The 26,797-nt window shown below is 42.0% G+C and carries 20 protein-coding genes; 8 read left to right on the top strand and 12 right to left on the bottom strand.

Translation table 11 applies throughout. The annotated features are described in order from the left end of the window. Positions 1-215 precede the first annotated feature (215 nt). On the top strand, positions 216-647 hold the full coding sequence (locus IEW05_RS07710; protein WP_188537387.1) for a flavodoxin domain-containing protein: 432 nt from the start codon (positions 216-218) through the stop codon (positions 645-647). A gap of 296 nt (positions 648-943) precedes the next feature. Here IEW05_RS07710 and IEW05_RS07705 read toward each other — a convergent pair whose 3' ends face one another. The 9 genes from IEW05_RS07705 to IEW05_RS07665 form a co-directional block, all read right to left on the bottom strand. After that, on the bottom strand, positions 944-1,903 hold the full coding sequence (locus IEW05_RS07705; RefSeq protein WP_188540772.1) for a pectinesterase family protein: 960 nt from the start codon (positions 1,901-1,903) through the stop codon (positions 944-946). Positions 1,904-1,938: 35 nt separating this feature from the next. Then, on the bottom strand, positions 1,939-2,835 hold the full coding sequence (locus tag IEW05_RS07700; RefSeq protein ID WP_188537385.1) for a dienelactone hydrolase family protein: 897 nt from the start codon (positions 2,833-2,835) through the stop codon (positions 1,939-1,941). An 11-nt stretch (positions 2,836-2,846) separates the two neighbouring features. Beyond that, a complete protein-coding gene (locus IEW05_RS07695; protein ID WP_188537383.1) occupies positions 2,847-4,214 on the bottom strand; it encodes a glycoside hydrolase family 28 protein in 1,368 nt (455 codons plus the stop codon). A 33-nt stretch (positions 4,215-4,247) separates the two neighbouring features. Further along, positions 4,248-5,357 carry a glycoside hydrolase family 88/105 protein gene (locus IEW05_RS07690; RefSeq protein ID WP_188537381.1) on the bottom strand — a complete coding sequence of 370 codons (1,110 nt, stop codon included), beginning with the start codon at positions 5,355-5,357 and terminating at the stop codon, positions 4,248-4,250. A gap of 100 nt (positions 5,358-5,457) precedes the next feature. Next, positions 5,458-6,555, bottom strand: coding sequence for a glycoside hydrolase family 88/105 protein (locus IEW05_RS07685; protein WP_188537379.1), 1,098 nt, complete (start codon positions 6,553-6,555; stop codon positions 5,458-5,460). Between the two features lie 51 nt (positions 6,556-6,606). Next, complete coding sequence (locus IEW05_RS07680; RefSeq protein ID WP_188537377.1) at positions 6,607-7,482, bottom strand: carbohydrate ABC transporter permease; 876 nt, start codon at positions 7,480-7,482, stop codon at positions 6,607-6,609. 21 nt (positions 7,483-7,503) lie between these two features. Further along, entirely contained in the window at positions 7,504-8,472 is a 969-nt protein-coding gene (locus tag IEW05_RS07675; protein WP_188537375.1) for an ABC transporter permease, read from the bottom strand. A gap of 133 nt (positions 8,473-8,605) precedes the next feature. Next, positions 8,606-10,153, bottom strand: coding sequence for an extracellular solute-binding protein (locus IEW05_RS07670; protein WP_188537373.1), 1,548 nt, complete (start codon positions 10,151-10,153; stop codon positions 8,606-8,608). Positions 10,154-10,598: 445 nt separating this feature from the next. Next, positions 10,599-11,933 (bottom strand): extracellular solute-binding protein, encoded by a 1,335-nt coding sequence (locus IEW05_RS07665; RefSeq protein ID WP_229753292.1) that lies wholly within the window; start codon positions 11,931-11,933, stop codon positions 10,599-10,601. A 398-nt stretch (positions 11,934-12,331) separates the two neighbouring features. On the opposite strand from IEW05_RS07665, the gene IEW05_RS07660 reads away from it, so the two are divergent. The 7 genes from IEW05_RS07660 to IEW05_RS07630 all read left to right on the top strand — a co-directional run bounded on the left by IEW05_RS07660 (position 12,332) and on the right by IEW05_RS07630 (position 21,923). Continuing rightward, complete coding sequence (locus IEW05_RS07660; protein ID WP_188537369.1) at positions 12,332-14,677, top strand: helix-turn-helix domain-containing protein; 2,346 nt, start codon at positions 12,332-12,334, stop codon at positions 14,675-14,677. A 109-nt stretch (positions 14,678-14,786) separates the two neighbouring features. Then, positions 14,787-15,782, top strand: a complete 996-nt coding sequence (locus tag IEW05_RS07655) for a LacI family DNA-binding transcriptional regulator (protein WP_188537366.1) — start codon at positions 14,787-14,789, stop codon at positions 15,780-15,782. A 142-nt stretch (positions 15,783-15,924) separates the two neighbouring features. Next, on the top strand, positions 15,925-17,334 hold the full coding sequence (locus IEW05_RS07650; RefSeq protein ID WP_188537364.1) for a tagaturonate reductase: 1,410 nt from the start codon (positions 15,925-15,927) through the stop codon (positions 17,332-17,334). Positions 17,335-17,348: 14 nt separating this feature from the next. Beyond that, complete coding sequence (locus tag IEW05_RS07645) at positions 17,349-18,836, top strand: UxaA family hydrolase (RefSeq protein WP_188537362.1); 1,488 nt, start codon at positions 17,349-17,351, stop codon at positions 18,834-18,836. A 44-nt stretch (positions 18,837-18,880) separates the two neighbouring features. After that, positions 18,881-20,278: a glucuronate isomerase gene (uxaC, locus tag IEW05_RS07640; protein ID WP_188537360.1), complete on the top strand. Its 1,398-nt coding sequence runs from the start codon at positions 18,881-18,883 to the stop codon at positions 20,276-20,278. 101 nt (positions 20,279-20,379) lie between these two features. Continuing rightward, a complete protein-coding gene (locus IEW05_RS07635; RefSeq protein ID WP_188537358.1) occupies positions 20,380-21,084 on the top strand; it encodes a rhamnogalacturonan acetylesterase in 705 nt (234 codons plus the stop codon). Beyond that, entirely contained in the window at positions 21,081-21,923 is an 843-nt protein-coding gene (locus IEW05_RS07630; RefSeq protein WP_188537356.1) for a sugar phosphate isomerase/epimerase family protein, read from the top strand. The genes IEW05_RS07635 and IEW05_RS07630 overlap by 4 nt, the downstream gene beginning before the upstream one ends. Positions 21,924-21,929: 6 nt before the next feature. Here IEW05_RS07630 and IEW05_RS07625 read toward each other — a convergent pair whose 3' ends face one another. From IEW05_RS07625 to IEW05_RS07615, 3 genes are all read right to left on the bottom strand, one after another. Beyond that, positions 21,930-23,699 (bottom strand): glycoside hydrolase family 3 protein, encoded by a 1,770-nt coding sequence (locus IEW05_RS07625; protein WP_188537354.1) that lies wholly within the window; start codon positions 23,697-23,699, stop codon positions 21,930-21,932. A gap of 94 nt (positions 23,700-23,793) precedes the next feature. Further along, on the bottom strand, positions 23,794-24,915 hold the full coding sequence (locus IEW05_RS07620; RefSeq protein WP_188537351.1) for a glycoside hydrolase family 88 protein: 1,122 nt from the start codon (positions 24,913-24,915) through the stop codon (positions 23,794-23,796). Continuing rightward, the gene (locus tag IEW05_RS07615; RefSeq protein ID WP_188537349.1) at positions 24,896-26,797 is read right to left on the bottom strand and encodes a DUF2264 domain-containing protein; all 1,902 of its coding nucleotides are present in this window, start codon (positions 26,795-26,797) and stop codon (positions 24,896-24,898) included. Before IEW05_RS07615 ends, IEW05_RS07620 begins: the two co-directional genes overlap by 20 nt.

Genomic DNA, 26,797 nt, shown 5'->3' with positions numbered 1-26,797 from the left:
ATGGAATTCATTATAGTTAATTACGTCCATGGTGATTACTTGACAATAGTAACCATCAACTTTAGAATATTATTTATCTCGTCCATCAAGATAAATGATATGTAGATTCTTTATATACGAGATACTTTATAGTCATTCGATCCATATTTAATGAGGAATATACAACTCTCTTGATGCGCTTTTGTTTTGCAGAATCTATATAAGGGTGTGAAAATGTGGCTGTACTAGTCTTATACGCTTCAAAAACAGGAGCAACAGAGCAATGTGCAAAAGTATTATCGGAAGAACTCTCTAAATGCACCATTTGCGATATTTCTATAAATGAACCTAATCTGGCGGAATTTGATTCAATTATTTTAGGGGCTGGAGTGAGAGACGGAAAAATATACAAGCCGATTCGCGACGTAATCAAAAAAAATAAAGATGAATTGCTCAGCAAGAAAATGGGCTACTTCATTTGTAACGAGAAGCCCAAAAAGACAGAAGAAATAATTGGCGATAATATCCCGGATGATCTACGAAATGCAGCAATCTGTATTGAATCATTTGGTGGATACAAAGCCTATGCTGCACCTAAAGAAGGCACGGATCAATTAAAAGGAATTTTCGTTGACAGAATCAAGGCATTTGCACAACAGTTTAAATGAGTTCTCAAATTTTAAATGATTGCTTATATAATTGCTTGCATAGACATTTGTCAATCTTGTTATTTGCTTCTTACCCCTTTGTACTTTTTTACAAGATACTTAATGTATTCGGAGTAAAGAACACGCCGCTTCATTGCATGAAGCTCACCAATGAGCCGTGCACTGGAACGGCTTTTTTTATCATTTTTCGAAGGAGAGAAATACGATGTTTGAGTATACGCTTAAGGCATGGCTATAATCGTACACAATAAAAAGCCACCTTGTTTGGTGACCTTTTATTAAGATCAATTCCTATATCACTTCCAAAACTCGGTCCCGGCGAAAACAAGCTCTTTGCAGTACGTCCCATCCAACGTCTCCAAACAGTCAGCCCAAGGCACTCGTTGCTGGGTCATTGCACCAATGTCCTTAACTCTGTAGTACTCCTGGTAACAAACGGTCTGTTCATTAGCAGAATTGTTCCAATTGTCCCAGCCAAGAGGATGTATATGCGTGCCCATCTTACAATCCACAAATACAGTTTTGGCATATTCACGCCAAGGTCGCCCTAGGAACACTGGTGAAATATCATTTTGTTCCGCAGTTAAGAAACAACGCTTGAATACATACCCATAGGTTTGTCCCTCTGGAGTTGAAGCCGCCGTAATATAACCGGATTGGTTCTCATAATGACGTAAACTTCGAATCTCACAATCTTCAAAATAAGCCGTTGCTCCACCAAAGATGAAATCGATGGTGCCCTCTATGTAGCAATTCTGATACAGTTGGCGATAATGAGCATGATGCTCTCGTAAAGGAATGCCGCCAAACTCTAACCGCTCTCTTGGAGCGGGTGGCAATGGCCCCGTGAATAAAGTGTCCTGATGACCTCGGAGGGTACAATTCCTGAAAATCGCCTCATCACAATGCCCATATACCGCAACGGCCTGGCCGATATCGGCTCCTTGTCCTGCCGAATTTACAATCACGAGATTGTCCAACATGAGGTGCGATCCACCCAAGAATAAGGTTGGAGTCGCAAAGGTCTCAATGGATCTCCCCGTCTCATCCCGTTCCTTCGCATAACGATTCATCACAATCTCCACATGCCCGATTCCTATGATCGTAAGGTGCGAGCGATAGATTCGTACTTCTTCCGGGTAGACACCCGCCAGAATATATATGACTTCGGGTTCTGTTAAATATTGCTGCTCAAGTGAATCTATCGCTGCTTGAATGGTATGAAAGTCGCAAAAAGATTCTTTGCCAACTACAATCATATTTGATCCCATCCCTATTCCCTAAATTATAATTACAGGTGCTCAGACAAAAATTGCTGCCATGTGACCCGCATTTCTAACGTTTCCATATGCCCGCCAATAGTAACAACAGGTTGCCAATGTTCAGGTTTTCCTACATCCCGGTATGCTTCCGACAGACCTGCCGCCAAATGTTCGACACCTTCTAGAGGACACAACCGATCACTTTTGCCCACTAGACTCATTCGAGGTCGAGGAGCGATCATTTTTTGAATATCCAGTGTTGTAAAATGCTTCAATAAACCGGGAACATAAGAATAGAACCCGTGATGATCCAATCCCCGTTTGGCAATTAATGTGTGGGCATCCACTTGTCCGCAAATATCGATAATAACCCCAATTCGTTCATCCAATGCAGCCAACCACCACGCCATTAATCCACCCATAGACATGCCAATTGTAGCTATTCGGGCGGCATCAATATCCTCACGCTGACACATATAATCGACCAACCTCTGATTATCGTACAGCATCATTCCCCATAACACTTGGCCCTGCCACAGCATTTCCTTGACTAGCTCACTTTCCGTTTTACCACCACGTTCATTGAACCCCCACATGTCGATACAACAAGCCGCATAACCCATCCCCGTGAGGGTCTTTGCGAATGAAGGTTGTTGCAAATAAGCACTACTCAGGACAAACTCATTTCGTCCATTCGAATAATTTCCCCCATGTGAATGGTTAAAGACAACAAGCGGAAACGGACCTTCTCCCTTTAATGGAATGGCTACATAGGCAGGTACCTGCTCCATCCCATTCAAATCCAATAAGATCGATTCAAGCCGATACCCGTCTAGTACCTCATCTTTCAAAACTTTAGCTGAAATCGTCTTCTTAGTAGGGAGATCTCCTAACAACTGTAGCAGTAGCTGTTTGTCGGATTTCATAGCCCGTTCCGCTACTGCAACCTATTCTGTTCTGAAGACAGCGCTGTAACTGTAACTTTCTCTACCAGTTGTTCGGGTTTTCTTGTGTTCTTCGACCGGCAACTCACAATTTCTACACCTTCACTATTCTCAATGCAAAAAGCCGGACCTTCATGATTTTCAATCGTAACCTGATGAAATTGAATATCCTGCACATTGCCAAGGTAAAATCCACGGTTGGTCATTTTCTCGATGCCTGTCAACATATCGGGATGACCCGGAACCGCATGGTTCGCCATCGAGATGTCTATATTAGTAAATGTAATTTCGGAAATATATTGCTCTGCAAGTCCATAGATGAAGCCTGCTGCAGCATGAACGTTACGAGCAGTGATATTGGCATAATGAATGCGCCTAAAGCACGGCGTTTCATCTGTAATTGGATAAGGGTTCTTATCCCAAACATATTGTTCTTTGCCACGAGGGCCGCAAAAATAATACAGATTTAGCGTGAATGGACAAATCACATCTTCCATGACAATATTGCTGATTCGAATATCCTCAATGGTTCCTCCGCGTCCCCGTCTTGATTTCATACGGATACCACGGTCCGTTTGTTTGAATACGCAGTTACTAATGGTCACATTGCGAATATCCCCGCTCATTTCGCTTCCAAGCACGACACCCCCATGACCATGAACCATCGTACAGTTGGTAATCGTGATATTCTCGCAAGGAATTCGCTCTTTGGTGTCTTCGGTTCCCGCTTTGATCGCAATGCAGTCATCACCGACATCAATATTACAATTGCTAATGCGGACATTAGAACATGACTCCGGATTAATACCGTCGGTATTTGGAGAATCGGCAGGATTAAGAATCGACAAATTATCAATCGTAACATTGAAGCAAGCTATGGGATTCACAGTCCAGCTCGGAGAATTGGTGAGTGTCAAATCTTTGAGTGTTACACGCTTGCAACCCTCAAACCCAATTAAGGTCGGCCTTGGATACTTTAGCTCCTCCGGTTGATTTCGGAACTTATACCACCATGGAGCACCATTTCCGTCTATCGTACCGCTTCCAGTAATCGATATATTAACTAGACCCTTTCCATAGATACAAGGTGCATAAACTTCTCGCTTCACACCCTCCCATCTATTTTCCACTACGGGGAAATCTAAGGGGTTGTTACTAAATGAAAGAATAGCTCCGGGACTTAAGTTCAAATCAATATTGCTTTGTAAAAATATCGAGCCCGTCAGAAAAGTACCCGATGGTACATACACCGTTCCTCCACCTGCCTCGCTTGCAGCTGCTATGGCAGCCGTAATCGCGTGGGTCGCCAGCTCTCCACTGTCCTTACGCGCACCAAAATCTTCAATATTATAAATTTGCATTGTGATCGTCTCCTTTCCTATTCTATTGCTGAGCTAATCTCTTAATTGTTCGTATTCAGCACAAGCTTGCAAGAAGGCACCGATTCCCTTTTGATCGTTCGTAACGATAGGTTCGCTTATATAATAGGCGTAGCTACCATCGCGTTGATCGGCTCCACCTAAACCAGCTACTTGGCAGTTTTTATTTAAGTTAACCCATCCTTCTTTGGTCTCAAGCACAAATTCGATGATTAGCCCAAGAAATGCTGAGTCTAATGTTTCATACCAACTATCATCTAATACACCCAATCGAATCCCCTTTGCCATGGCATATACAATCATGCAGGAAGCGGAGGCTTCCAAATAATTACCTTTACGCCCACCTTGGTCCACTACTTGGTACCATACCCCTGTTTTGGCATCTTGGAATTTCTTCAGAGCAATTAAAGTGCCATGTAAAATGGTCACCAGTTTATCGTAATCTGAGTGTTGAGTCGGCAACAATTCGAGTACATCAACTAATGCCATGAGATACCAACCCATTGAGCGTCCCCAAAAGTTAGCTGATAACCCGGTCTGAGGATCACACCAGGGTTGAATGTGTTGTTCATCCCATGCGTGATATAGTAATCCCGTTTCTGAATCCCTTGTATGTTGATTAGACAGAATAAATTGTCTCGTCACATCGTCTAACCCTTGTCCTGCTTCAAATGTCAGGAGGTACTCTAAATAGAAAGGGGCACCCATGTATAAACCATCCAACCAAATTTGATAAGGATATATTTTTTTGTGCCAAAATGCCCCCTCAGAAGTTCGCGGATGTGACTTGAGCTGTTCTCTTAATAACGCTACTGCTCGTCGATATTTCTCCTGCTTTGTTTCTTTGTACAGGCTTAACAATAACTTGCCGTTGTTGAGGTGATCAATATTGTATTCATCCACTTTGTATCCCCATATGGAACCATCCTCTTGGACGAAATAATCCATATTCCCTTGAATGAACTGAAGATACTTAGGCTCCCCCGTTTGCTTCCACAGCAGTTCAAATCCTCTCAACACAACTCCGTAGTCATAGGACCATTTACCATGTTGATCCTTGTCTTCGTACAATTTTGGACAACGTTCCATGATTGAATGTGCTGTCTTAATCCCCCAATATGTCATTTTCGCCTCTCCCCCGATGGATCATATAATAAAAGGACTGAATCTCTGATGATTAACACTCCAGAGAATCAAGCCCTTTCTAGCTATAATGTGAACAAATCTACCTATGAATTAGAGACTGCATTTCGACGCATGCCATAATCAAGGCACCTACACCATGCAAGTCATTAGTCACCTTAGGACGAGTGACATAGTTCTCGTAATCTCCCGCCGAAGTACCGATACAAATATCTGGTAGAACTAATCTACCCTGCGGGTCCCATTGGATCACTCGAATTAAACCCTCGTACCCTCTCGAAGCAGCGTTGATAACTTCATCACTTACAATTCCGTGCTTCACTGCTTTGGCTATCGTGTAGATGAATAGACAGGAACCAGAAGTCTCCAACCAGTTTTCAGGTTGATCTCCTTTGTCGACTACCTGGTACCAGAGACCGCTATCCTTATCTTGATAACGAATCAGTGTGTACACGAAATCTCGTAACGTTAAACCAATTTCTTCTCGGCCCGGATCATCGACAGGCAACTGGTCAAGAAACTGAGATAAGGCTAGACCATACCATCCAAGTGATCTGCACCAGAATTCAGGTGAACATCCACTCTGTGAATTCGCCCACGGCATTCGCCGACTTTCATCCCACGCATGGTACAAAAGACCTGTCACTTCATCTTTCATATGCTTACGCATGAGACGTTCTTGATGTAATACCTCTTCACGTAGGCTTCTATCTCCATATACATTGGCATATTTCAACGAGAATACCCCAGCCATATAGAGCCCATCTAACCACATTTGATTCGGATACTTATCTTTGTGCCAATATCCACCATCAGAGGTTTTATTCAAAGTTAGCAACAAGTTTCGTAGCTTATCCGCAGCTATGCGATACTTCAGCTTACCCGTCCGCTCATGTAAATTAAAAAGCAGAAGTCCGGCCTGCATTGCATCTAATTCATCTCGAGCAAAATAGAAATTCCCGTTGTCGTCCACCAGGTCATCCACATATTGCTGAATATAATCAATATAGCGATCCTCTTGGAGAGATTCCCAGAGGAGCTCCATCCCACAGAGAAAAACTCCTTGGTGGTAATGCCAACGATGAGCTGGGGGAAGTTCACCCGCTTTGTAAGTGTCCATTAACGAATCGCAGGCCTTCTGGGCCCAATCCATAGGTGTCGCCGGTAGGCGAATTGTCATTGTTCTAAGCTCCTTCCAAATTAATAATCTCTCTATAACCTTGCGCTTGATCTAACCCTTCATGGAACCCAACATCGCACCTTTTGCAAAGTGCTTCTGCAAGAATGGATACACCATTAAAATTGGTAGAGTTGCAACAACGATAACAGCCATCTTAAGCGATTGATCCGGTGGTGGAACCGCTGCATCCAGTGTAGAGCTATAATCCATGCCACTGGCTAATACAACAATTTGTCGCAATAACACTTGAATCGGCCATTTCGCACTATCATCCAAATACAGAATGGCGTTCATGTAAGTATTCCAATACGTGACCGAATAGTATAAGGAGATCGTTGCTATCGCTGGCAAAGATAGTGGTAATACAATTTTGAATAATATGCCAAAATCGGTGCAACCATCGATCTTAGCTGATTCCTCCAGGCCCTCAGGTATATTTTGAAAAAAGCTCCTAAGAATGATCATATTAAATGCACTAATCGTAGATGGAAGAATGAGCGCTGCATAAGAATCAATCAATCCTAATTCTTTGACAACCAAAAATGTTGGAATCATTCCCCCATGGAATAACATCGTGAATACAACCAAGAAGTTCACGATATTACGTCCATCCAAATCCCTTCTAGAAAGACCGTAAGCCATCAGTGCCGTAACAAACATACTTAGCAAAGTACCAACAAGCGTTATTCCAATCGAAACACCCATTGCTCTGAATATCGTGTTCGTTGAGAAAATAAACTTATATGCTTCAAAACTCCACACTTTGGGAATCAAAACGAATTTATTCGCCGCTAATTCCGCACTTGTCGTGAACGAACCTGCCACAACATGAATGAACGGAAGCACCGTAATCAAAGCAATAATTGCAAGTAGTGTAAAGTTAATAGCAGCAAATATTCTGCCACCTATGGTTCTGTCCTCTACCATTTCAATTCCTCCCGCAAAATATCAATAAACGCCTTCTTCGCCCATTTTTTTGGATATTTTATTTACAGCCATGACCATAATTAATCCAATAATGGATTTGAAGAATCCGATTGCCGTACTGTAGCTAAACTTGCCTTGTCTCATACCTGCGGTGTATACATACGTATCAATAATTTCCGCAACTTCCCGATTCATGGAATTAAGTAATAGATATACATGTTCAAATCCAAGATCAAGAACGGAACCGATTTTCAAAATGAACAAGGTGACAATAACACCTCGAATTGCCGGAAGCGTGATATGCCAGATTTGTCTCAGTCTTCCCGCCCCGTCCATACGTGCCGCCTCATAAAGTCCAGGGTCAATAGCAGCAATGGAAGCCAAATAGATAATAGTTCCCCAGCCCGCTTCTCTCCAGATAATCTGAATAATATACATAGGTCTGAACCAACCGGGACTAAGCAGGAAATTGACTTTTTCAAATCCAAAATAGGTCAAGAGCTCGTTAATAATTCCTCCGTCCATCGTGACCATAACGAACGAAATCGAAACAATGATAACCCATGACATGAAATGGGGGATGTACACTAAGGTTTGAAAAAATCTTTTGAAAAATGTACCCCGGAGTTCATTCAACATTAAAGCCAGGATGATAGGGACCGGAAAATAGAATAGTAGATTCATTCCGAACAGAATCAGTGTATTACTTAAAATATTTAAGAAGTCGGCTTCGGTAAATAACCTTTGAAAATGCTGCAAACCAACCCATTCACTACCCATGATTCCTTTATAGGGCTTGTAATCTTGAAAAGAGATAATCAAGCCGTACATCGGAAAATATTTGAAAATGATAAAATAAAGTACTCCCGGTGTTAACATGACATACAGCCATTTATTTCTCCAAATCCGCTTTTTAAGTTCACTGCTGCGTTGGGGTTTCTTGATCTTTAGTTGAGGGGCAGCATTAGGCTGAGCGGTGACTTCCTGCATGGATCTCTTCCTTTCTACTCCAAAAGTTTCAGGTACGAATGTGGTATTGATTGAAAGGGCTGCTGAAATCTATCCTCTATCAACAGCCCTTTTCAATTTTTAAGTCTTTTAAACTAATGATTTATAGCCCTTATTATCTTGCAGCATTGTACTCTTCAATAATTTGGGCTCCGCCCCGACTCTTCCAGCTCTCAACTTGTTTTTCAAATCCTGCTTTATCCAGTTGACCATAAATATAATTGTAGGTTGCATCTGTAATGATCTGTTGAAGCTCAACACCTTTTGAGGTATAGGTAGCTGAATCTAACGCTGCGGTTGGATCTGCTACACCGAACTTGACATTCTCAAGCAACAATTCCTCGGCATGAATTCTACCTGGTAGTACGTTATAAGGTTGGTACATGCCATTGGTTTCTGCTTCACCGATCACGCTGTCCTTGTAACCTTTTACCTCACGTTCAATCAGTTCCTTGTCATCTCCAGCTTTGGCCTTGCCATCTTCAACCGTATAGTGTATACCTTCGATTCCCCAGTACATCAGGTTTGATACTTCAGGAGTCATCATTTTATCAAAGTAGGCCAGGATCTTCTTGAGTTCTGCCTCATCCTTCACAGCCGTTTTCGGGAACAACGCGACATTGTTATAACCCGGAATCATCCACTGCGTGATTTTCCCGTCTGGGCCTGCAACCATACTGTGTGTGTCAAGAACGGCATCAGGAACATTCTTTATTAAATCCTTATTCAATGAATCAATATCTTGCATAGATCCACCGATATAGAGACCTGCTTTTCCACTAGTGAACATATTGACAGCATCCGTCTTACTTGTTGCCGCGAAGTCCTGGTTCATATAACCGCCTTCACGTAATTTTTTGAAAAAATCCATGGTGTCTACATATTGCGAGAATGTAAATTCTGGCGCCAATTGACCGTCCTGTTCTCCCCATGTATTCGGTGTTCCGAACCACGACGAGACCGTTTTAAAGGCACCATAGATCAATTCATTCCGGTCAACAACACCAATCGTATCCTTGATTCCGTTACCGTCTGGATCTTGCTCTGTAAACGCTTTCGCCATTTTGAAGAGTTCATCCACATTTTTAGGTGCGCTGAGTCCCAATTTGTCAGCCCAGTCTTTACGATAAATGATGCCTTGACGTGCTAAAGGTCTACCGATATATAGCGAGTACAGCTTGCCATCTACTTTTGTATTATTCAGAATTTCTGGTTTTAGCTTGCTCAAATTAGGGAACTCACTCATGTAAGGCCCGATTTCCCAGAATTGTCCGTCCTTAATTGATTCTTTCATCTGAACGAAAGTTGTCTGATTCTTTAGATACACTACTTGTGGTAACGAACCGGTAGCAAGTGAAGTATTCAACTTTTCCTCGTACGTATCCGCCGGGAAGAATTGATAAGTCAACTTCGTGTTCGTTATTTTCTCAACTTCAGTCTTAATCGTATCTGGCGGTGTCTCGGATGTGTTTAATGGAAGCATGATTTTAATTTCAGTTGGTCCCTCTGCCTCTACAACCGCTGCTTTGTTACCTTCGTTCGTAGATACTGGATCCTTTGATTCCTTGCTGCTGTTACTGCTGTTGCCACCTGAGCAAGCAGATAACATGACACTGAAAGTTAACAGTGTAGTCAAGAAGATGGAGAATGATTTTTTCTTCATACCGTTTTTGACCTCCATTGGACTTGTATTGGTTACAAGGTCAACAGTACAGCGTCGATCTCATTACGAAAATAATCATTTACTCATAAACCCTGGTTCCTCAAGGGATGTGAGCAAATGATTATGATGATAATTGGTAGCGTTCACAAATAAAAAGAACGCCTTTCGGCGTCCTAGATGAAAAGGTTACTATTCAACTTATTGAGACTGATCGGTTTTGATTTGAAGATGAATTACCTGGAATTTCTCCATGTAATCATCGTTACTTGCTGCTAACTGCCAACCTAACTGGAATTTCTCCATCTAAATTGATGCTTAAGCTAATCATCCAGGTGATTTCGCCGAAATTACTGGAGCTATTCCAGTTAACAGTTCAAATCAGGATTTTCTCATCAAATTAACTGGAGTAATTACCGTTATTCGAAAATTTGTATAGCAATACCCCTCATTTGTTATCCCATGCAATTGCCTCATTATATTCTTGAATGATTAGCTCTCCACCATTGCGCTTCCATCGTTCAACCTCTTGCCCAAATCCCTCAACATCTAAATTACCAAGTATGTAATTATAGGTTGCATCCATAATAATGGAAGATAACTCCACATTCTTCTCATCATAGGTTGGAGAACTCAATTGAACTGTCGGATCATTTACTAGGAAATGTTCATTGTCTTCGCTTAGTTGGTCCGCGAGTGCGGTCAACTCCTCCTTCTTGGCTACCTCCATAATGTTCTTATTACTGAAATCAGCAATCATCAGCGAATATAAAGGATTCACTTCATGCACGCGTAGCTGCGATGTCTCTTCTGGAAGGATAACCTTCCCGTCTTCGAGTTGGTAATGCCGACCTTCAAATCCATATTTCATTAGATTAGCTACATCCTTATCCATCGTCCGATCGAAAAAAGTAAGAACCTGCTTCAACTCTTGCTCCGACTTAATAGCTTTCTTAGAAAAAAGATATAAACCATTGTAGTTTGGTATTGACCATACTTTATAACCTTGGGGCCCCTCAATACGGTTAATCAAAGAAAGTTCTGCCAGAGGGTTCTGAGCTTTGGCCTCAACAGATAATCGCTGGACGTCTGTCATGCTACCGATAAATATACCGGCCTGCCCACGAATAAATTCATCTCGTTGCACTTCTTTGCTAGTAAGCGCAAAGTCCTGATTAATTAATTTCTCATTATACAATTTCTTCATAAAGTCCATCGTGTCCATATATTCATCTGTCACGAATTCTGGAACAATCTGATGGTTCTCGATCTTCCAATTATTTGGTGTACCAAAATACGAGCTTAAGGTTTTGAATACACCATAGACGAGATCATTTCGATCTACTAATCCAATCGTATCCTGTACACCATTCTGATCAGGGTCATTATAAGTAAACTGCCTCATCACCTCATATAAATCATCCAATGTCTGGGGCTTACTTAACTGAAGATTATTAAGCCAATCTTGCCGAATAATGATTCCTTGTCTGGAAGAAGGACGCTCCGTATATAGGCCATATATTTTCCCGTCGATCGCAGCCTGATTCAGAATAGATTCATCTAGATTCTTGAGGTTAGGGAATTCCTGTAGATAAGGACCAATCTCCCAAAAGGCTTCTGAACGAATGGCATTTTTCACTAGATTATAGTCCGAAAATTTCACGAACGTAACTTTTCCCAAGGAATTTGTTGTAAGCGCGGTGTTCATTTTATCCGTATATACACCATCAGGCACCCATCTTATATCAAGCTTCACTTCAGTCAATCTTTCTAGTTCGTCCATTATTTCCTTCGATGGCTGTTGGGGGAAATGAAGCGGCGCCAGAATAGAGATAAGCGGGCGAGACGCATGAGAATTATTCCTTAATGATCCATTACTATTGCAAGCGCTTAAAATAATCATCATGAGAGCGATTATCAAACATAAAAGCTGAGTTCCCTTTCGCTTATATGTGTCTCTATACATCGTTTGTGTCCCCCTATAAACTTAAGTAGATTGATCCTCAATATGTAACTTTGTACCATTATAGAATACACCATAACCCTTGAAGTATTTACATTTCCTATTCATAATTAGGAGAAATGATTATCGCCATGCGAGATGATTATTGTTATTATCTAGTAGGTTTCATACACTTAAATCAAGTGATTACTTATACATAAGCAAAGGTGCTGAGTCTTGTGAGACCATTAAGCTTCTTAAGTAAACTAACTATCTTTACCTTTGTCATAAGTACGGTTCCCGTTCTGTTCATTGGTTCTTTTTCATATTTAACATCATCTAATGAGATTCAAAAAAAAGTAAATAAAAGCAAGATGGAATTGATTTCACAAATCAGTTCCAATGTGGAGCATAAGCTAACCACGGTTAATCAAACTTTAAACCAAGTTGTAAGCTCTAGTGTGTTAAAAAAAGCACTAGCTAACCCATTAAATGAGAACGATTTCATTCTATATAACGACCTAAGGAACGAAATACGGAATATGCAATCCTTTGATACCAAGCTAGAGGATGTTATTCTATTAAACCAACGACAAAATTGGATGATCAAAAATTCCGGGCTTTATCGATTAGATCAGTATAAGGACCATGAACAACTCTCGAATCTACTTAACACACCAGACAATATTTCATGGATATTAACCCCCTCTTCCTGGTTCTATAGTGAAGAAAGCATCAATCCGACAGGATGTAATTATAGTATTAGTCTTATTAAAAAGCTTCCGACCTCGAAGCTACAGAAATATGGACTGGCTCTTGCTAATATACCTGCCTGCAGCCTTCAAGATGATATCAATTCAGACACGCAGTCACTCGATAATATAATGATACTAAACGAAGATAACAACATCCTTTTTCACCCTGATCTCTCGTTCATTGGCAAGCCTGTAACCGAGAGTGGATTTTGTGAGGTTTCTTTGATTTCTGATCCTACGAAGACATCCGGACAATTCAAGACCTTAATCAATAAAAAAGACTACTCGGTCACTTATTTACGTTCTCAACTCAATGGTTGGGTGTATTTATCTGTTACTTCTATCGAGAGTTTGACCAAAGAATCTAATAAGATTGGTGCTATTACAATCTATTTATGTATCTTCATGTTAGTATTGTCTATACTGCTTGCTTGGACTGGTTCAAGACGTATGTATACACCTATTGAAAGACTGCTCAATCAAATGGGCCAACGTAAGAAGGATGTCAGATTAAGACATACAAATGAGTTTCAGATCATAGGTGAACAAATGCATCATTTATTCCAATCCAAATCACAGCTTGAAAAAGAAGTGCGCCAGCATATTCAACAAGTTCGTACGTTTTTCCTGATCAATGCATTCAAGGGCAATCTCAAAAAGCGCGAACTACTTGAAGAGCTGGAACAATTTCACTATCTCACGCAGGTTGAGGAATGGAAAACAATGGCTGTCATTACCTTATCCATCGATTTCTCTGACGATACAAGCTATGAGAAAAAAGATCTCAATCTATTATTATTTGCCGTACACAATATTATCGAAGAGTTAGTCTCTCAGGAACAACGACTTGCACCTGTCATTATGGATCAATCCGTAGTCGTATTATTGGGTAGCCAAGACAGTAATTCGGAGTCTTTTCACAAAACCTTATATTCGTTAACGGAGAAGTTGCAGCAAGAAATACATAATTATCTAAAACTAGTAGTCAGTATTGGCCTGAGTCTCCCCTTTAACTCAGTTCATAAAATATCAATCGCATATAGAGAAGGACTTGAAGCACTTAAGCATCGCATCAAGCTTGGCAAAGGTGTCATTATTCAGTATGAGAATATTAACTCGGGTAAGCATTATCTGAATCTTAATTATCCAACCCATAAAGAAAATGACTTGCTGGACGCCATCAAACTAGCTGAAACCGATAAAGCAAAAGAACTGATCCACCAGCTCTTTAAATCGATCTTTGCTGTAGAGCTTTCACCGCATGAATATCAAATTCCACTTACCCGGTTACTTAATAATCTACTCATTATGATGCAGGAATCCGGGATTAGTTTAAATCAAATTTATCATGCAAATGGTTCGATATTTGAAGAGTTGCTTGACCTTCACACGGTAGCAGAGATTGAGGATTGGTTCTGGAGTATGGTCATTCATCCTATGATCAAAATCTTCAACAGCAGGCAAAATGCCCAATATCACAACATCTCGGAGAAGATCATCGATTTGATTCAACATGATTATGATACGGATCTAACTTTAGAAGAATGCGCATCGCGTCTTCATTACAATGCCAATTATATTAGCAGTGTCTTCCGTAAGGAAACGAACTATTATTTCAGCGAATACCTCACGATGTATAGATTCAAAATGGCTAAAAAATGGCTTAGTGAGACCGATATGCCCATTAAGGATATTGCTGCCAAACTAAGATATAACAATTCGCAAAATTTCATTCGTTCTTTCCGTAAGCAGGAAGGAATGACCCCGGGGCAATATCGTGATAGTAATTCAGCTTCCAAATCAAAAACGAAGCTTGATGAATCGATGTAGTATTGGAGTGAATTAATTTTCACGTGTGCATAGTATTTAATCCTTGATTTTATTGGAAACTTCAAATAGAATGAAATCGTTAACAATTATAGTTTGTTAAGGAGATCCTATGGTTACGATCAAAGATATTGCTCGTGTCGCTGGTGTATCACACACTACGGTATCTCGGGCACTCAATGGAAATACGCTCATCAAGAAAGAAACACGCGATAGAATTGAGAAAATCGCTGCTGAACTGAATTACATACCCAATTACAGCGCCAAAAGCCTAGTCATGAAAAGATCTTATACGATCGGGTTATTCCTCTCCAGCATTGATCAAGGAACATCTGCAAGCTTTCTCGTGGATGTCATTAAAGGGATTAACCATGTTCTAGATGAAAATTACAACCTGAGTGTAAATGGAATTGATAGTATTCAAAACCTGGATACCATCTCACCTCATCGTTTTGATGGCATACTTGTCATGAGTCAGAGTGATGCGGATAACGCCTTTATCTACCATGTTAAAAAGATGGGCATACCATTAGTCGTGCTGAATCGCCAACTTGAGGATCTTAGCATTATGAATGTCGTAGCTAACGACCGTGCTGGCGTGAAAGAAGCTATCGATTACGCCATTTCACAAGGTCATCAAACCTGTGCAATTATAGAAGGAAAGTCAGGATTCAAATCGTCCGCAGAACGTAAACAAGGTTTTCTTGATAGTTTGCTCGCACATCGGCTTTCCATCATTTCAGATTATTTTGTTTCAGGCGATTATAGTATCGAAAGTGGATATACAGGAATGTGTACCTTATTAGCACTGCCTGAGCCCCCCTCACTTGTATTTTGCAGTAATGATGATATGGCGATTGGGGCGATGAATGCATGTTTTGCGAATCAAGTCGCAGTTCCAACTAGCCTATCCCTGATTGGCTTTGATGATATTGTGTTTGCTAGATATACCAACCCTGCCCTCACGACTGTACGCAGGCCGATTTCAGACATTAGCGAGCTTGGTACAACCAAGCTAATTGAATTAATGACACAACCTGAAACGAAGCCAGAGCAATTGTTTGTCAAAACCAGCCTCATGATTCGCCATACCGTAGCAAAAGTTTAATCCTATACAATTACCCATTTCGGAAGCTGAGCAATTAAAAGATTTATCCATCTTGATAAAAAAGAGCTTCTCTTTTTTATATATAAAAATGTTCACGTGTGCATTGAAAATTAACCCACAAAAAAAGGAGCTATGATCACTTATGACATCCCTACTTTCGCGAATTACTCACCCCGATTTACCTAGTTTCCCAGAACGTATGATCCAATTTGGAGAAGGAAACTTCATGCGTGCTTTTGTAGATTGGCAATTGCAGCAAATGAATAACCAAGGACTTTTTAATGGAAGTGCAGTCTTAGTTCAACCAATCGAGCAAGGCTTGAGTGGATTATTGGCTGAGCAGGACAATCTGTATACCATCTTTCTAAATGGTATTTTAAATCAACAAACCGTAAATGACTCCGAGATTATTACGAGTATAAGTCGTGTAATCAATCCCTACTCCCAGTATGAAGATTATATGGCATTAGCTGAAGATGACGGGTTTGAATTCATTACTTCCAATACGACTGAAGCTGGAATTGCTTATCATCCTGAAGATCGTCTTACGGATGCACCACAGAAGAGTTTTCCAGCCAAATTAACCGCCCTTCTCTATAAACGTTTCCAATTAGGCAAAAAAGGGTTCGTCATTATCCCTTGTGAGTTGATCGACCGTAACGGTGAGAAGTTACAGCAAATCGTCATTCAATATGCCGAGGAATGGCAGTTAGGGCAGGACTTCCTGCACTGGTTAGAAGCGGAGAATACCTTCTGCTGTAGCTTAGTTGACCGAATTGTTCCGGGGTACCCTCGTGACAAAGCCAAAGTGTTAGAAGCCGAACTCGGATATCAAGACAAAATTATGGTAACAGCAGAACCTTTCCTGTTATGGGTCATTGAAGGACCCGCATGGATTTCCGAACGCTTGCCTTTCTCCAAAGCGGGGCTAAATGTTGTTGTGACGAATGATATGACCCCTTACCGGGAACAAAAGGTTCATCTCTTGAATGGTCCGCACACAGCTATGGTTCCTCTCGCCTTATTAGCTGGTCTTGAAACCGTTGAAGATGTGATGAACGATGGCGACTTCTCCTCTTTCGTTAAGCAATTAATGGAAGATGAATTGATCCCTATGCTCAATCTACCGAAGGAATCATTACTGACCTATGCGGAGGCTGTGCTAGAACGATTCAAGAATCCATTTATCCGCCATGAATTATCATCCATCTCGCTCAACAGCATCTCCAAATTTAAAACACGCCTGTTACCGGTTTTACTTCGATACCAAGAGGTTAACGGTGACCTTCCAAAACTCATGACCCTCTCCTTTGCTGCTTTATTGCTAAGCTATCGAGGAGATCGATTGAAGCGTCAAGACAGTACAGAAGTTCTAACGATTTTCGATCAAGCGTGGAACAACCCTACTTCGTTCGTTCACACAATTCTTCAGGAGGAAAGCTTATGGGGCCAAGATTTAACAAAGGTTCCTGACTTGAGCGAAGTTATTGAATTCAATATAGAGCAGCTGGAACAGTTAGGTAGCCGTGCAGCTCTACAAAAACTGGTATAGGGGGAATCGCTCACATGCAAACATTAATGAAAATGAACCCTCGGGATACGGTGGCGGTCGCTCTACGTCCGATCCAAGCAGGTGAAGAGCTTCATTTTGATGACCAAATGCTACAAGTTCAACAAGACATTCCGCAAGGACATAAAGTTGCGCTCAAAGATTTTGCTCCTATTACGATCATTACTAAATATGGTTACCCCATTGGTCATGCAACATCGTTCATCCAAAGAGGCGAATGGGTTCACACCCATAACATCAAAACCAACTTAGCCGGTGAAGAAGAATATGAATATCAACCGGACATTCATCCTGTTACCTATCCTAAACGTGAGCTAACCTTTAACGGGTATCGCCGTGCAAATGGAAAAGTTGGCATTCGTAATGACTTGTATATCGTGCCAACCGTTGGTTGTGTGAATGGCATTGCAGAGCAAATGTTATCTACATTCAAATCGCTTCATCCGGACTTAGGGAGCTTTGATAACATCACGGTTCTCAAGCATCCTTACGGGTGCTCGCAATTGGGAGACGATCACCGCATGACCCGCAGTATCTTAATCGATGCCGTCAAACATCCCAACGCGGGTGGTGTCTTGGTCTTTGGATTAGGCTGCGAGAACAATATCGTTACCGAATTCAGAAACCTCATGGGTGATTATGATGACAGCCGTGTGAAATACCTGGTGGCACAAGAAGTTGGCGACGAGGTAGAAGCAGGTTTGACTCTCCTTGAAGAACTTTTTGTAGCAGCACAAGATGATCATCGGGAGCCAATTCCAGTTAGTGAACTGAACGTGGGCTTGAAATGTGGCGGTTCCGATGGTTTTTCAGGTATTACAGCTAACCCGCTGTTAGGAGCCTTCTCTGATTTTCTTATCTCACAAGGCGGAACAACCGTATTAACGGAAGTCCCTGAAATGTTTGGTGCGGAGAAAATGCTGATGGCCCGTGCAGAAAGTCGTGAAGTGTTCGAACAAACGGTCTCCTTAATTAATAATTTCAAACAATATTTCTTGTCTTATGGTGAACCGGTGTACGAAAACCCTTCTCCAGGTAACAAAGCGGGTGGTATCAGTACATTGGAAGACAAATCATTAGGTTGTACTCAAAAAGCGGGAACCTCCCCGGTTGTGGACGTATTGGAATACGGCGAGAAGCTGCGTAAAAAAGGACTAAGTCTTTTGCAGGCACCAGGTAATGACCTTGTGGCATCCTCTGCACTCGCTGCATCCGATTGTCATCTCGTCTTGTTCACTACGGGTCGAGGTACACCATTTGGCAGTTTCGTTCCGACGGTAAAAATCGCTACAAACAATGATATTTTCGTGGGCAAAAAGCATTGGATGGATTTCAACGCTGGTTCCCTACTGGAGACATCCATGGCTGAGGTGCTGGAACAATTTATTACTTATGTGGTTGCAGTTGCAAGTGGTCAGAAAACACGTAACGAACAAAATGATGTACGGGAACTAGCCATCTTTAAAACCGGAGTTACCTTGTAAGTTGACTTCTGACTATCAACCTGTAAATCAAAGGAGCAAATGAAATGTTCTTAAACGACAACTTTTTATTAACCACGGATATGGCACAACAACTATTCCATGAACATGCCAAACCTATGCCTATCATCGACTACCATTGTCATCTAGATCCTAAAGAAATCTATGAGAACAAACCGTTCCCCAATATAACCGCGGCTTGGTTATACGGCGATCACTATAAATGGCGGTTGATGCGTGCAAATGGTGTCCCAGAATCCAATATTACAGGAGATGCTTCCGACTACGACAAATTTGTAGCTTGGGCAAGAACCGTTCCTAAGATCATCGGCAATCCTTTATACAGCTGGACCCATCTGGAGCTTCGCCGTTTCTTCGGGATTACGGAGCTTTTAAATGAAGAATCGGCCCCTAGAATCTGGGAAGAAGTGAACCAGAAGTTAGCTACGGAGCCTTTTAAACGCCGTAATATTATCAAAAATTGTAACGTAAAGATTGTATGCACAACGGATGACCCTGCGGATGATTTGAGTTACCATCAAGCTTTAAAGCAAGAAGAACACGACTTTAAAGTACTGCCTACTTTCCGTCCCGATAAAGCTTTGAACATTGATGCCATAGGATTCAAGGAATGGATTCAAAAATTAGGGCAAGTTGTTGGCACTACCATCAATTCTTACAGCGATTTGTTAGGGGCTTTGAAACAACGGGTGGATTTCTTCCACGACAATGGTTGCCGTTTATCCGATCATGCACTGGATGTCCTGCGTTATCAAGCAAGCAACCTTCAAGTGGTTGAGCGGGTTTTTGCAAAGAGGCTCGCTGGTGAAGAATTGTCGCAAGAAGAAATTACGATGTACCGGACGGAGCTCCTCTCTTCATTGATTGGGTTCTATTATGAGAAGAATTGGACCATGCAATTGCATTTGCATGCCTATCGTAACAACAATACCCCGATGTTTGAGAAATTGGGTCCTGATACGGGTTACGATGGGATTAACGATTTGTCGATCACCGAAGCGCTCTCGAAAATGTTAGATCAAGCTGAATGTCGCCAAGGTTTACCTAAGACCATCTTGTATTCACTGAATCCGAACGATTACCCAGCGTTGCTTGCATTAATGGGCTGCTACCAAAAAGACACCGCTGGCAAAATCCAACTTGGATCAGGCTGGTGGTACAACGATACGCGAAACGGGATGCGCCAGCAACTAACTATGTTTGCCGATCATAGTGTACTAAGTCATTTCGTAGGTATGTTAACGGACTCGCGTAGTTTTCTATCCTATACCCGCCATGAATATTTCCGCCGTGTATTGTGTGAATTGGTTGGTGAGTGGGTAGAACGTGGTGAGGCTCCAAATGACGTCACATTGCTCGAACAAATGGTCGAAGACATTTCATACCGTAATGCTTCCGAATACTTTGGATTTCAACTTTGTTAATCATCTGACCGCATGAGTAGTAATTGAATGGGAGGTTTCCATAGCGGAAACCTCCTCCCTCTTTCATTTTAGAAAACATACGAGGATGCGAGGAGAAAGATATGACTCACACACTGTTTATCGCTGGAGATTCTACTGCGGCTCTGAAAGGGGCTGCCGAAAAACCGATGACGGGTTGGGGAGAATACCTGCAAGCTCATTTTGGATCTTCTATTGAGGTGGATAATCGTGCTATTAACGGTCGTAGCACCAAAACGTTTCTAGCAGAAGGCCGATTGGCTCACATAGCACACGACATGCAGGCTGGTGACTATATGTTTATTCAATTTGGACACAATGACGGAAAGATCGATGATCCTGCACGCTATACCAATCCCGATCTAGATTACCGAAGTAACTTGATTCAGTTCATTGAATGTGCCCGGGGACGTGGTGGAGTTCCCGTATTATTATCTTCCGTAAGTCGCCGTCGCTTTACAGTTGATGGTCATCTCGACCCTCTTGCTGTAGGGCCTTATCCAGAAGCAATGAAGCAAGTAGCTGCGCAGACACAGACACCGCTACTCGATATATTCGAAGCTTCTCAACAGCTATACAACACTTTAGGAGAACACGAGTCTAAGAAGCTGTTTATTCATCTGCCTGACAAGACACATCCTAATTATCCAAATGGTATTATAGACGATACCCATTTCTCAGATGTAGGAGCTCGGCAAATAGCTGATTTAGTGGCTAACGCTATTCATCAATCTAATGCTCCTAGTCTGTCTAGATTGAGACAACATTTAAAAGGAGATTTCTTATGATAGCCCCTCTTCATTTAGGTATCCGTGCCCATGACTTTGGAATACGTCCAATACATGAGCTCATAAAGATGATACAACGTTACAAGTTCTCTCATATTCAATTTGCAGTACAAAAGTCTTTTCCCGAAAGTGTTCCTAGCCTATCCATGTTAAGCCCGGGAACTGCACGTTATTTCGGCAATGAATTTAGACAAGCAGGCATCCAAATTGCCGTTCTAGGTTGTTACGTCAATATTGTAGCTCCTGATCCATCCAAACGTACACAAGCTATAGCTGATTTCGTTACACATCTTCGTTTGGCTAGAGACTTTGGTGCTAGTCTAGTAGGGACTGAAACAGGTAGCTTAGGGCAAGGATATACTGAAGATAATTTTACGGAAGAAGCTTTTCAAGAGGTAGTGACCTCGGTAAAAGCTATGGTAGCCGAAGCCGAACGTTTTGGCGTAACGGTGGGAATTGAAGCAGGGCAGAATCATCCCCTTTACTCGGCTCCTCTGACACGCCGATTGTTGGATGTTATTCCATCCCAAAATCTACAAATTATTTTAGATTGCGCGAATCTCATATCACCCACCAATTACACACAACAAGAAGACATCATTAATGAAGCTATCGAACTATTAGGAAATCGAATTGCCGTCATTCACTTAAAAGACTTTAAAGTTACGGATGAAAGGGTCCATTTTGTTCCGATTGGCCAAGGTTGTCTCAAGTTTGCACCAATTCTTCGTTATATGAAATACCAGCGCCCACATATCCAAGGTATTATAGAAAGTACAACAGAAGAGCATCTTGAAGCGAGCATTGCTTATTTGCAACGGATTTATGTGAGCGTATAGCGGATATTAAGGGTAACTCAAACCAAATCCTAACGGATACGCTGAACTAATCGTTACCGGCAATTTACCCTTCGGATTAGCACCGAATATGACCCGAACGGCTGCATCCCAGGATACAGGAATCGGGGTCATCCAATACCAAGTATCTAAAGCGTAGGTTGCCAAATATGCTGATACACCCGGATAACCCAAAATGTCATTCGGATTTCCAAGGGATACTGCAACAACCGGCTTTCCGGTACCTTGCAGCTGATTCACAAGATCTATTTGACCTTGCGCGATTTGACTATCTGAATAAGTAAACACGATAATTCGATCCGCAGATTGGGCTTGTTCAAGGGCTGCGTCTATACTCTCTTGGCTTACATCTAGTTTTTCTCCGGTCGCTCGGGCAGCTTGGTAAGAGATAACCTCACCTTTGCTTACTTTCCTTACAGTCTCTGCAATTTGCTCTGCATATGCCACACTGACAATCAGTGTGGATTCGTTGGTTTGTGGATCAAACGGCAAAACATTAACGTTCTTAAGTAATGTTATGGAGTCCTGTGCAATTTGCTCTGAAATCTCCCAGTGATCCTTGCTTCCAACCACCATTGTGGCATGATCGATGTCTACAAATCGATGATCAAACATTTTATTTTCTAACTTATATGTAATAATACGTTCCACTGACTCATCAATTCGACTTCTTGTAATCTTACCATCTTGTAGAGCTTGATATAGTGAATCCACGGTATCTAGCTGATCCGATGCGGATCCGTTGGCCATGATGATATCTGCCCCAGCATTAATTGCCATCACAGCTGCTTCTCCTGCTCCCCAATTATTCGATATGGCTTCCATGACCATCGCGTCGGTAACAATAATACCTTGAAACCCAAGTTCATCACGCAATAAACCAGTGAGAACCTTCTTGGATAAGGTTGCTGGTAGTTCAGGATCTATCGCTTGAATAATGATGTGTGAAGTCATAATGGACTCAATTCCTTGGTCTATTGCCGTTTTAAATGGAGGCAAATGTACCTTCCTTAGAACATCTTCGCTGTAAGTTACCGTGGCCAAAGTGGTATGCGAGTCGAAACTTGTGTCCCCATGACCAGGAAAATGTTTGGCGCTAGAGATCATCCCTTCACTCTTGTACCCCTTAACTTCCGCTGCAACCATCTCGTTAACGAGCTTAGTATCTTCTCCAAAAGAGCGAACGCCAATAACCGAGTTCAAAGGATTGGAGTACACATCCGCAACAGGTGAATAACTCCAGTGGAATCCCATAGCTTTTGCTTCTGCTGCCGTTATTTTAGCGGCTTGATAAGCATATTCGACATTTTGAGTTGCCCCAATTGCCATTTGTCTAGGCAGTACGGTAGCTTCACCCGGAACTCTTTGGGCCGCACCATACTCCAAGTCACCAGTAATGAACATAGGTATACCTAATCTAGACTCCGAAGCCCATTGTTGCAGTTGATTGTTAAAGGTAGCTGCTTCCTTAGCCGAAACTTTTTGATCATTTAACAGAACACTTCCGATATAGTATTCCTGAATCATTTCTTTGGAAAATGATTCTTGGTTCCGTAATGGTGTATACATGACAAGCTGACCAATCTTTTCTTTGTCATTCATTTTGGCCACGATATCCTTGGCATTTAGGTTTGATATGATATCATGCTCTTTCCGAGCGATAGGTTCTTGTGGTGAGGAAGAATTCAAAGCATAGATGACTACCGCTGCAACGATTACTACAGCAATGGCCATTAAGAAAAATGGTTTCTTCTTCATAAAATAACCTCCCTAAAATAGGTAACTAAGCTTACCCTACTCTAGAGAGGTATTTTATGTCAACATTCCCTAATATTATGTCCGATTCGGATAACTATTTGTACCAATACCCTTTAATCCCTTTTTCCATCCGTACTAACGCCTCGAGGTAATAGTAGTCGCCCCAGATCACATAGCCATCCGGCGCGATTCCCCCTCTAACATGATAAGAACCATGCTTCAGCAGGCCTTCCGCATCTGGGAGATCACTGGTCGCATAGTTTGCGACCAAAGATTTCATACTGCTCTGAAGTGCTGCTTCAAATATGATTCGATCAGGATCATGAGCATCGATCAATTCTAGCAATTCAAGCAGGCCACAAGCGGTTATCGCGGATGCGGAGCTATCTCGTGGCGTATCCTTTTCAACTGGCACGTCGAAATCCCAATAGGCTACATGATCTTCAGGTAAATGTGCAATAAAATAGTGAGCGAGTCGTTTAGAAGTATCTAGGAAACTAGCATTCTTGGTATAGCGATAAGCAAGCGCAAACCCATATATCCCCCAAGCTTGCCCGCGTGTCCAGGTAGACCCATCTTCAAATCCTTGATGCGTTCCACCACGCAATGCATGTCCATTCTCCGGATCAAAATAAAATGTATGATAAGAAGAGGCATCCCCACGCACTAAGAATTTCTGACTTTTAAGCGCATGCTGGTAAGCAAGATCATAATAAATCTTATTTCCCGTCTGCTCATATGCCCAGAACAACAAGGGAAGATTCAATAAACAGTCAATGATGATGCGTCCACCATTCTCTGGATCACCTTCTAGCCCCCACGCTTGAATGATCCCTGCCTTCGGGCGCCAACGGGCAACTAACGTATCAGCCGCCTGCAAAGCAACTTGCCGCGCCTCTTCACTTCCCGTTATCTTCCACTGAGCTACAGCTGACAAGGAATATAAGAATCCAATATCATGGTGGTCCAAGGCAACATGACGATCCAAACGATCTTTAAAGTTCGCTAGATAAGACTCAGCCGCTTCTTTATAGAAAGGATCTTGACTGTATTCATGGGCTAGCCACATCATTCCAATGTAGAACCCTTCGATCCAGTCCCCGTTATCTCCCCAGTCATAACACTGACCTTCCGAAATATGCGGAAGTTTGCCCGGATGCTTCATAATATTATTTTTTACCTTTAAGATTGCGTTATCAATTGCCGCTTGCCACATGCTTACCCAACTCCTTTGAAGTATTTGTAGAATAATAAATAAGGTCAGTCTCTGAATCACGCACAGTGATCTCTCCCGCCAAATCACGTTCTACAATCGGCGGATTCATCCAGTGACGTGCATTATCTTCACAATACGTTGTACCAAATACCGCAGAAATCAACCAATGTTCCCCTACTAACAAGCGATTTGTTAAAGTTGGAATCACTGTACGTGGTTTAAGTAAGTTTGTATTGGGGTCGGGGTAGACATTTTGTGCTTCTTCGAAGCCTTCCAGACTAATGATCCCACTAATCCCCCATGGCAAATGGACTGAAATACCTTTTTCTACAGCGCGTATCATGTCCTTCTCTGTAATCGCAAAATCCTTTGGTGGCTGGATTGCGAACCCACCTTCAGCCACATCCAATTGGCGCCCATTTCGAATCTGATGGATTCGAATATGCCATATGCCTGCTGGAATGATCCATGTCCGCACCTCTACATCCTGCCAAGGTAACCAGCGAGAGTAGACTACTTTCTCCTCAATGTGGAACTCTTCACATTCACGACGTACTCGGTAATGTTCATCACATTCGCTCAGCGCGAGTGTAGAATCGTATGCACCTTGTGTTAATCCATAATATCCCTTCGGTACACTGAATCCAAATAAGGTCGAGTAAGCAAATTTAGAATACTTTGCAGCATTATGTGCCATTTCAAAGTTAGCCATTTGCCCTGATCCATAGGCAATTACATGCTTATTTCCCTCAGGGCGACAAATCGTCATCCGTGCATGCGGCTGGGCACGAACCGATTTCAGCTCCGGTAAGTCTTCCTCCTCTACCTGCCAGAATGGATGCTCGTCAGGTAAGGCAAGAATCAAAAATGCTTTGAATGACCAATATGGAGATCCTGGTGCATTATAGCTCTCACCCATAATTAGGTTCGGATAGGCATAACCAATACTTAACAATCTCTCTGTCGTAAAGATAGGTTGGTCAAACCACCAACGCAAATGCCGCATAATGATTCCCTTCATGACCCCGAGCGAAAAAGGTTGAACATCTGCATACACGAGCGCACTCCAGAATGATACTTGAGCAAAACGATAGGTCATACTTCGACCAAACGGAATACTACTCCCGTCCTCAGCGAACCAGTACATGAAGTCCTGTGCAAAGAGTGTAGCTCGTTCTCTATATCGAGTCGCGCGTACGGGATCGTCTTCTCCCATTAATTGAGCATAGATAAGCGAATAGAAATGCATAGCGAATGGAATATAGTAATCTCGTTGATCTGTGTTGCCATCAGAATACCATCCATCACCCAAATAATAGGTATCGATTGTATCGAGGTATTTATCCATAATTTCTTGATTATAAGGTAAGCCGACTTTTTTGAACCCAATATTCACTAATACAGTGAACATGAGCCAATTGTTAGGATTTGAGCGATCTACCAGATTAATTTGGTTAAGCCATCGGTACAAGGAATCCTTTTGCTCTTTATTTAACGGATCCCAAATTTGATGTGGAACAAGTGCTAGTCCTAATCCCAATACGGACTGTTCGACCATCCGTTGGTCTTTCGTGCCGAAATCTCCCCAATATTCCGCATGTTCAGGATCAGTACCATGAATAATCCCTTCAATATAATTGGGCCACAGATCAGATTCACCACCACCGCTTGCAAGTGGGATCAATCCCCATAAAGGACGAGCAAACGCTTCCATGAGTGCAATCGCTTCATTATATACAGCACCCGTCGCTCCAAGTTCCAGTCCAGCAAACCCTGGCGTAAATCGATCCTTCAAAGGTTCAAATGTCTCTGTAACAGCTTGTTGCAAATCAGCTTTCGTAAGAAATTGTTTCCACGTTGCCTCATGGTGTATTGACTTCAT

Origin of the sequence: Paenibacillus segetis (assembly GCF_014639155.1) — a bacterium.
Taxonomy (GTDB): Bacteria; Bacillota; Bacilli; order Paenibacillales; family Paenibacillaceae; genus Fontibacillus; species Fontibacillus segetis.
This window is presented reverse-complemented; position numbering and strand designations above follow the sequence as displayed.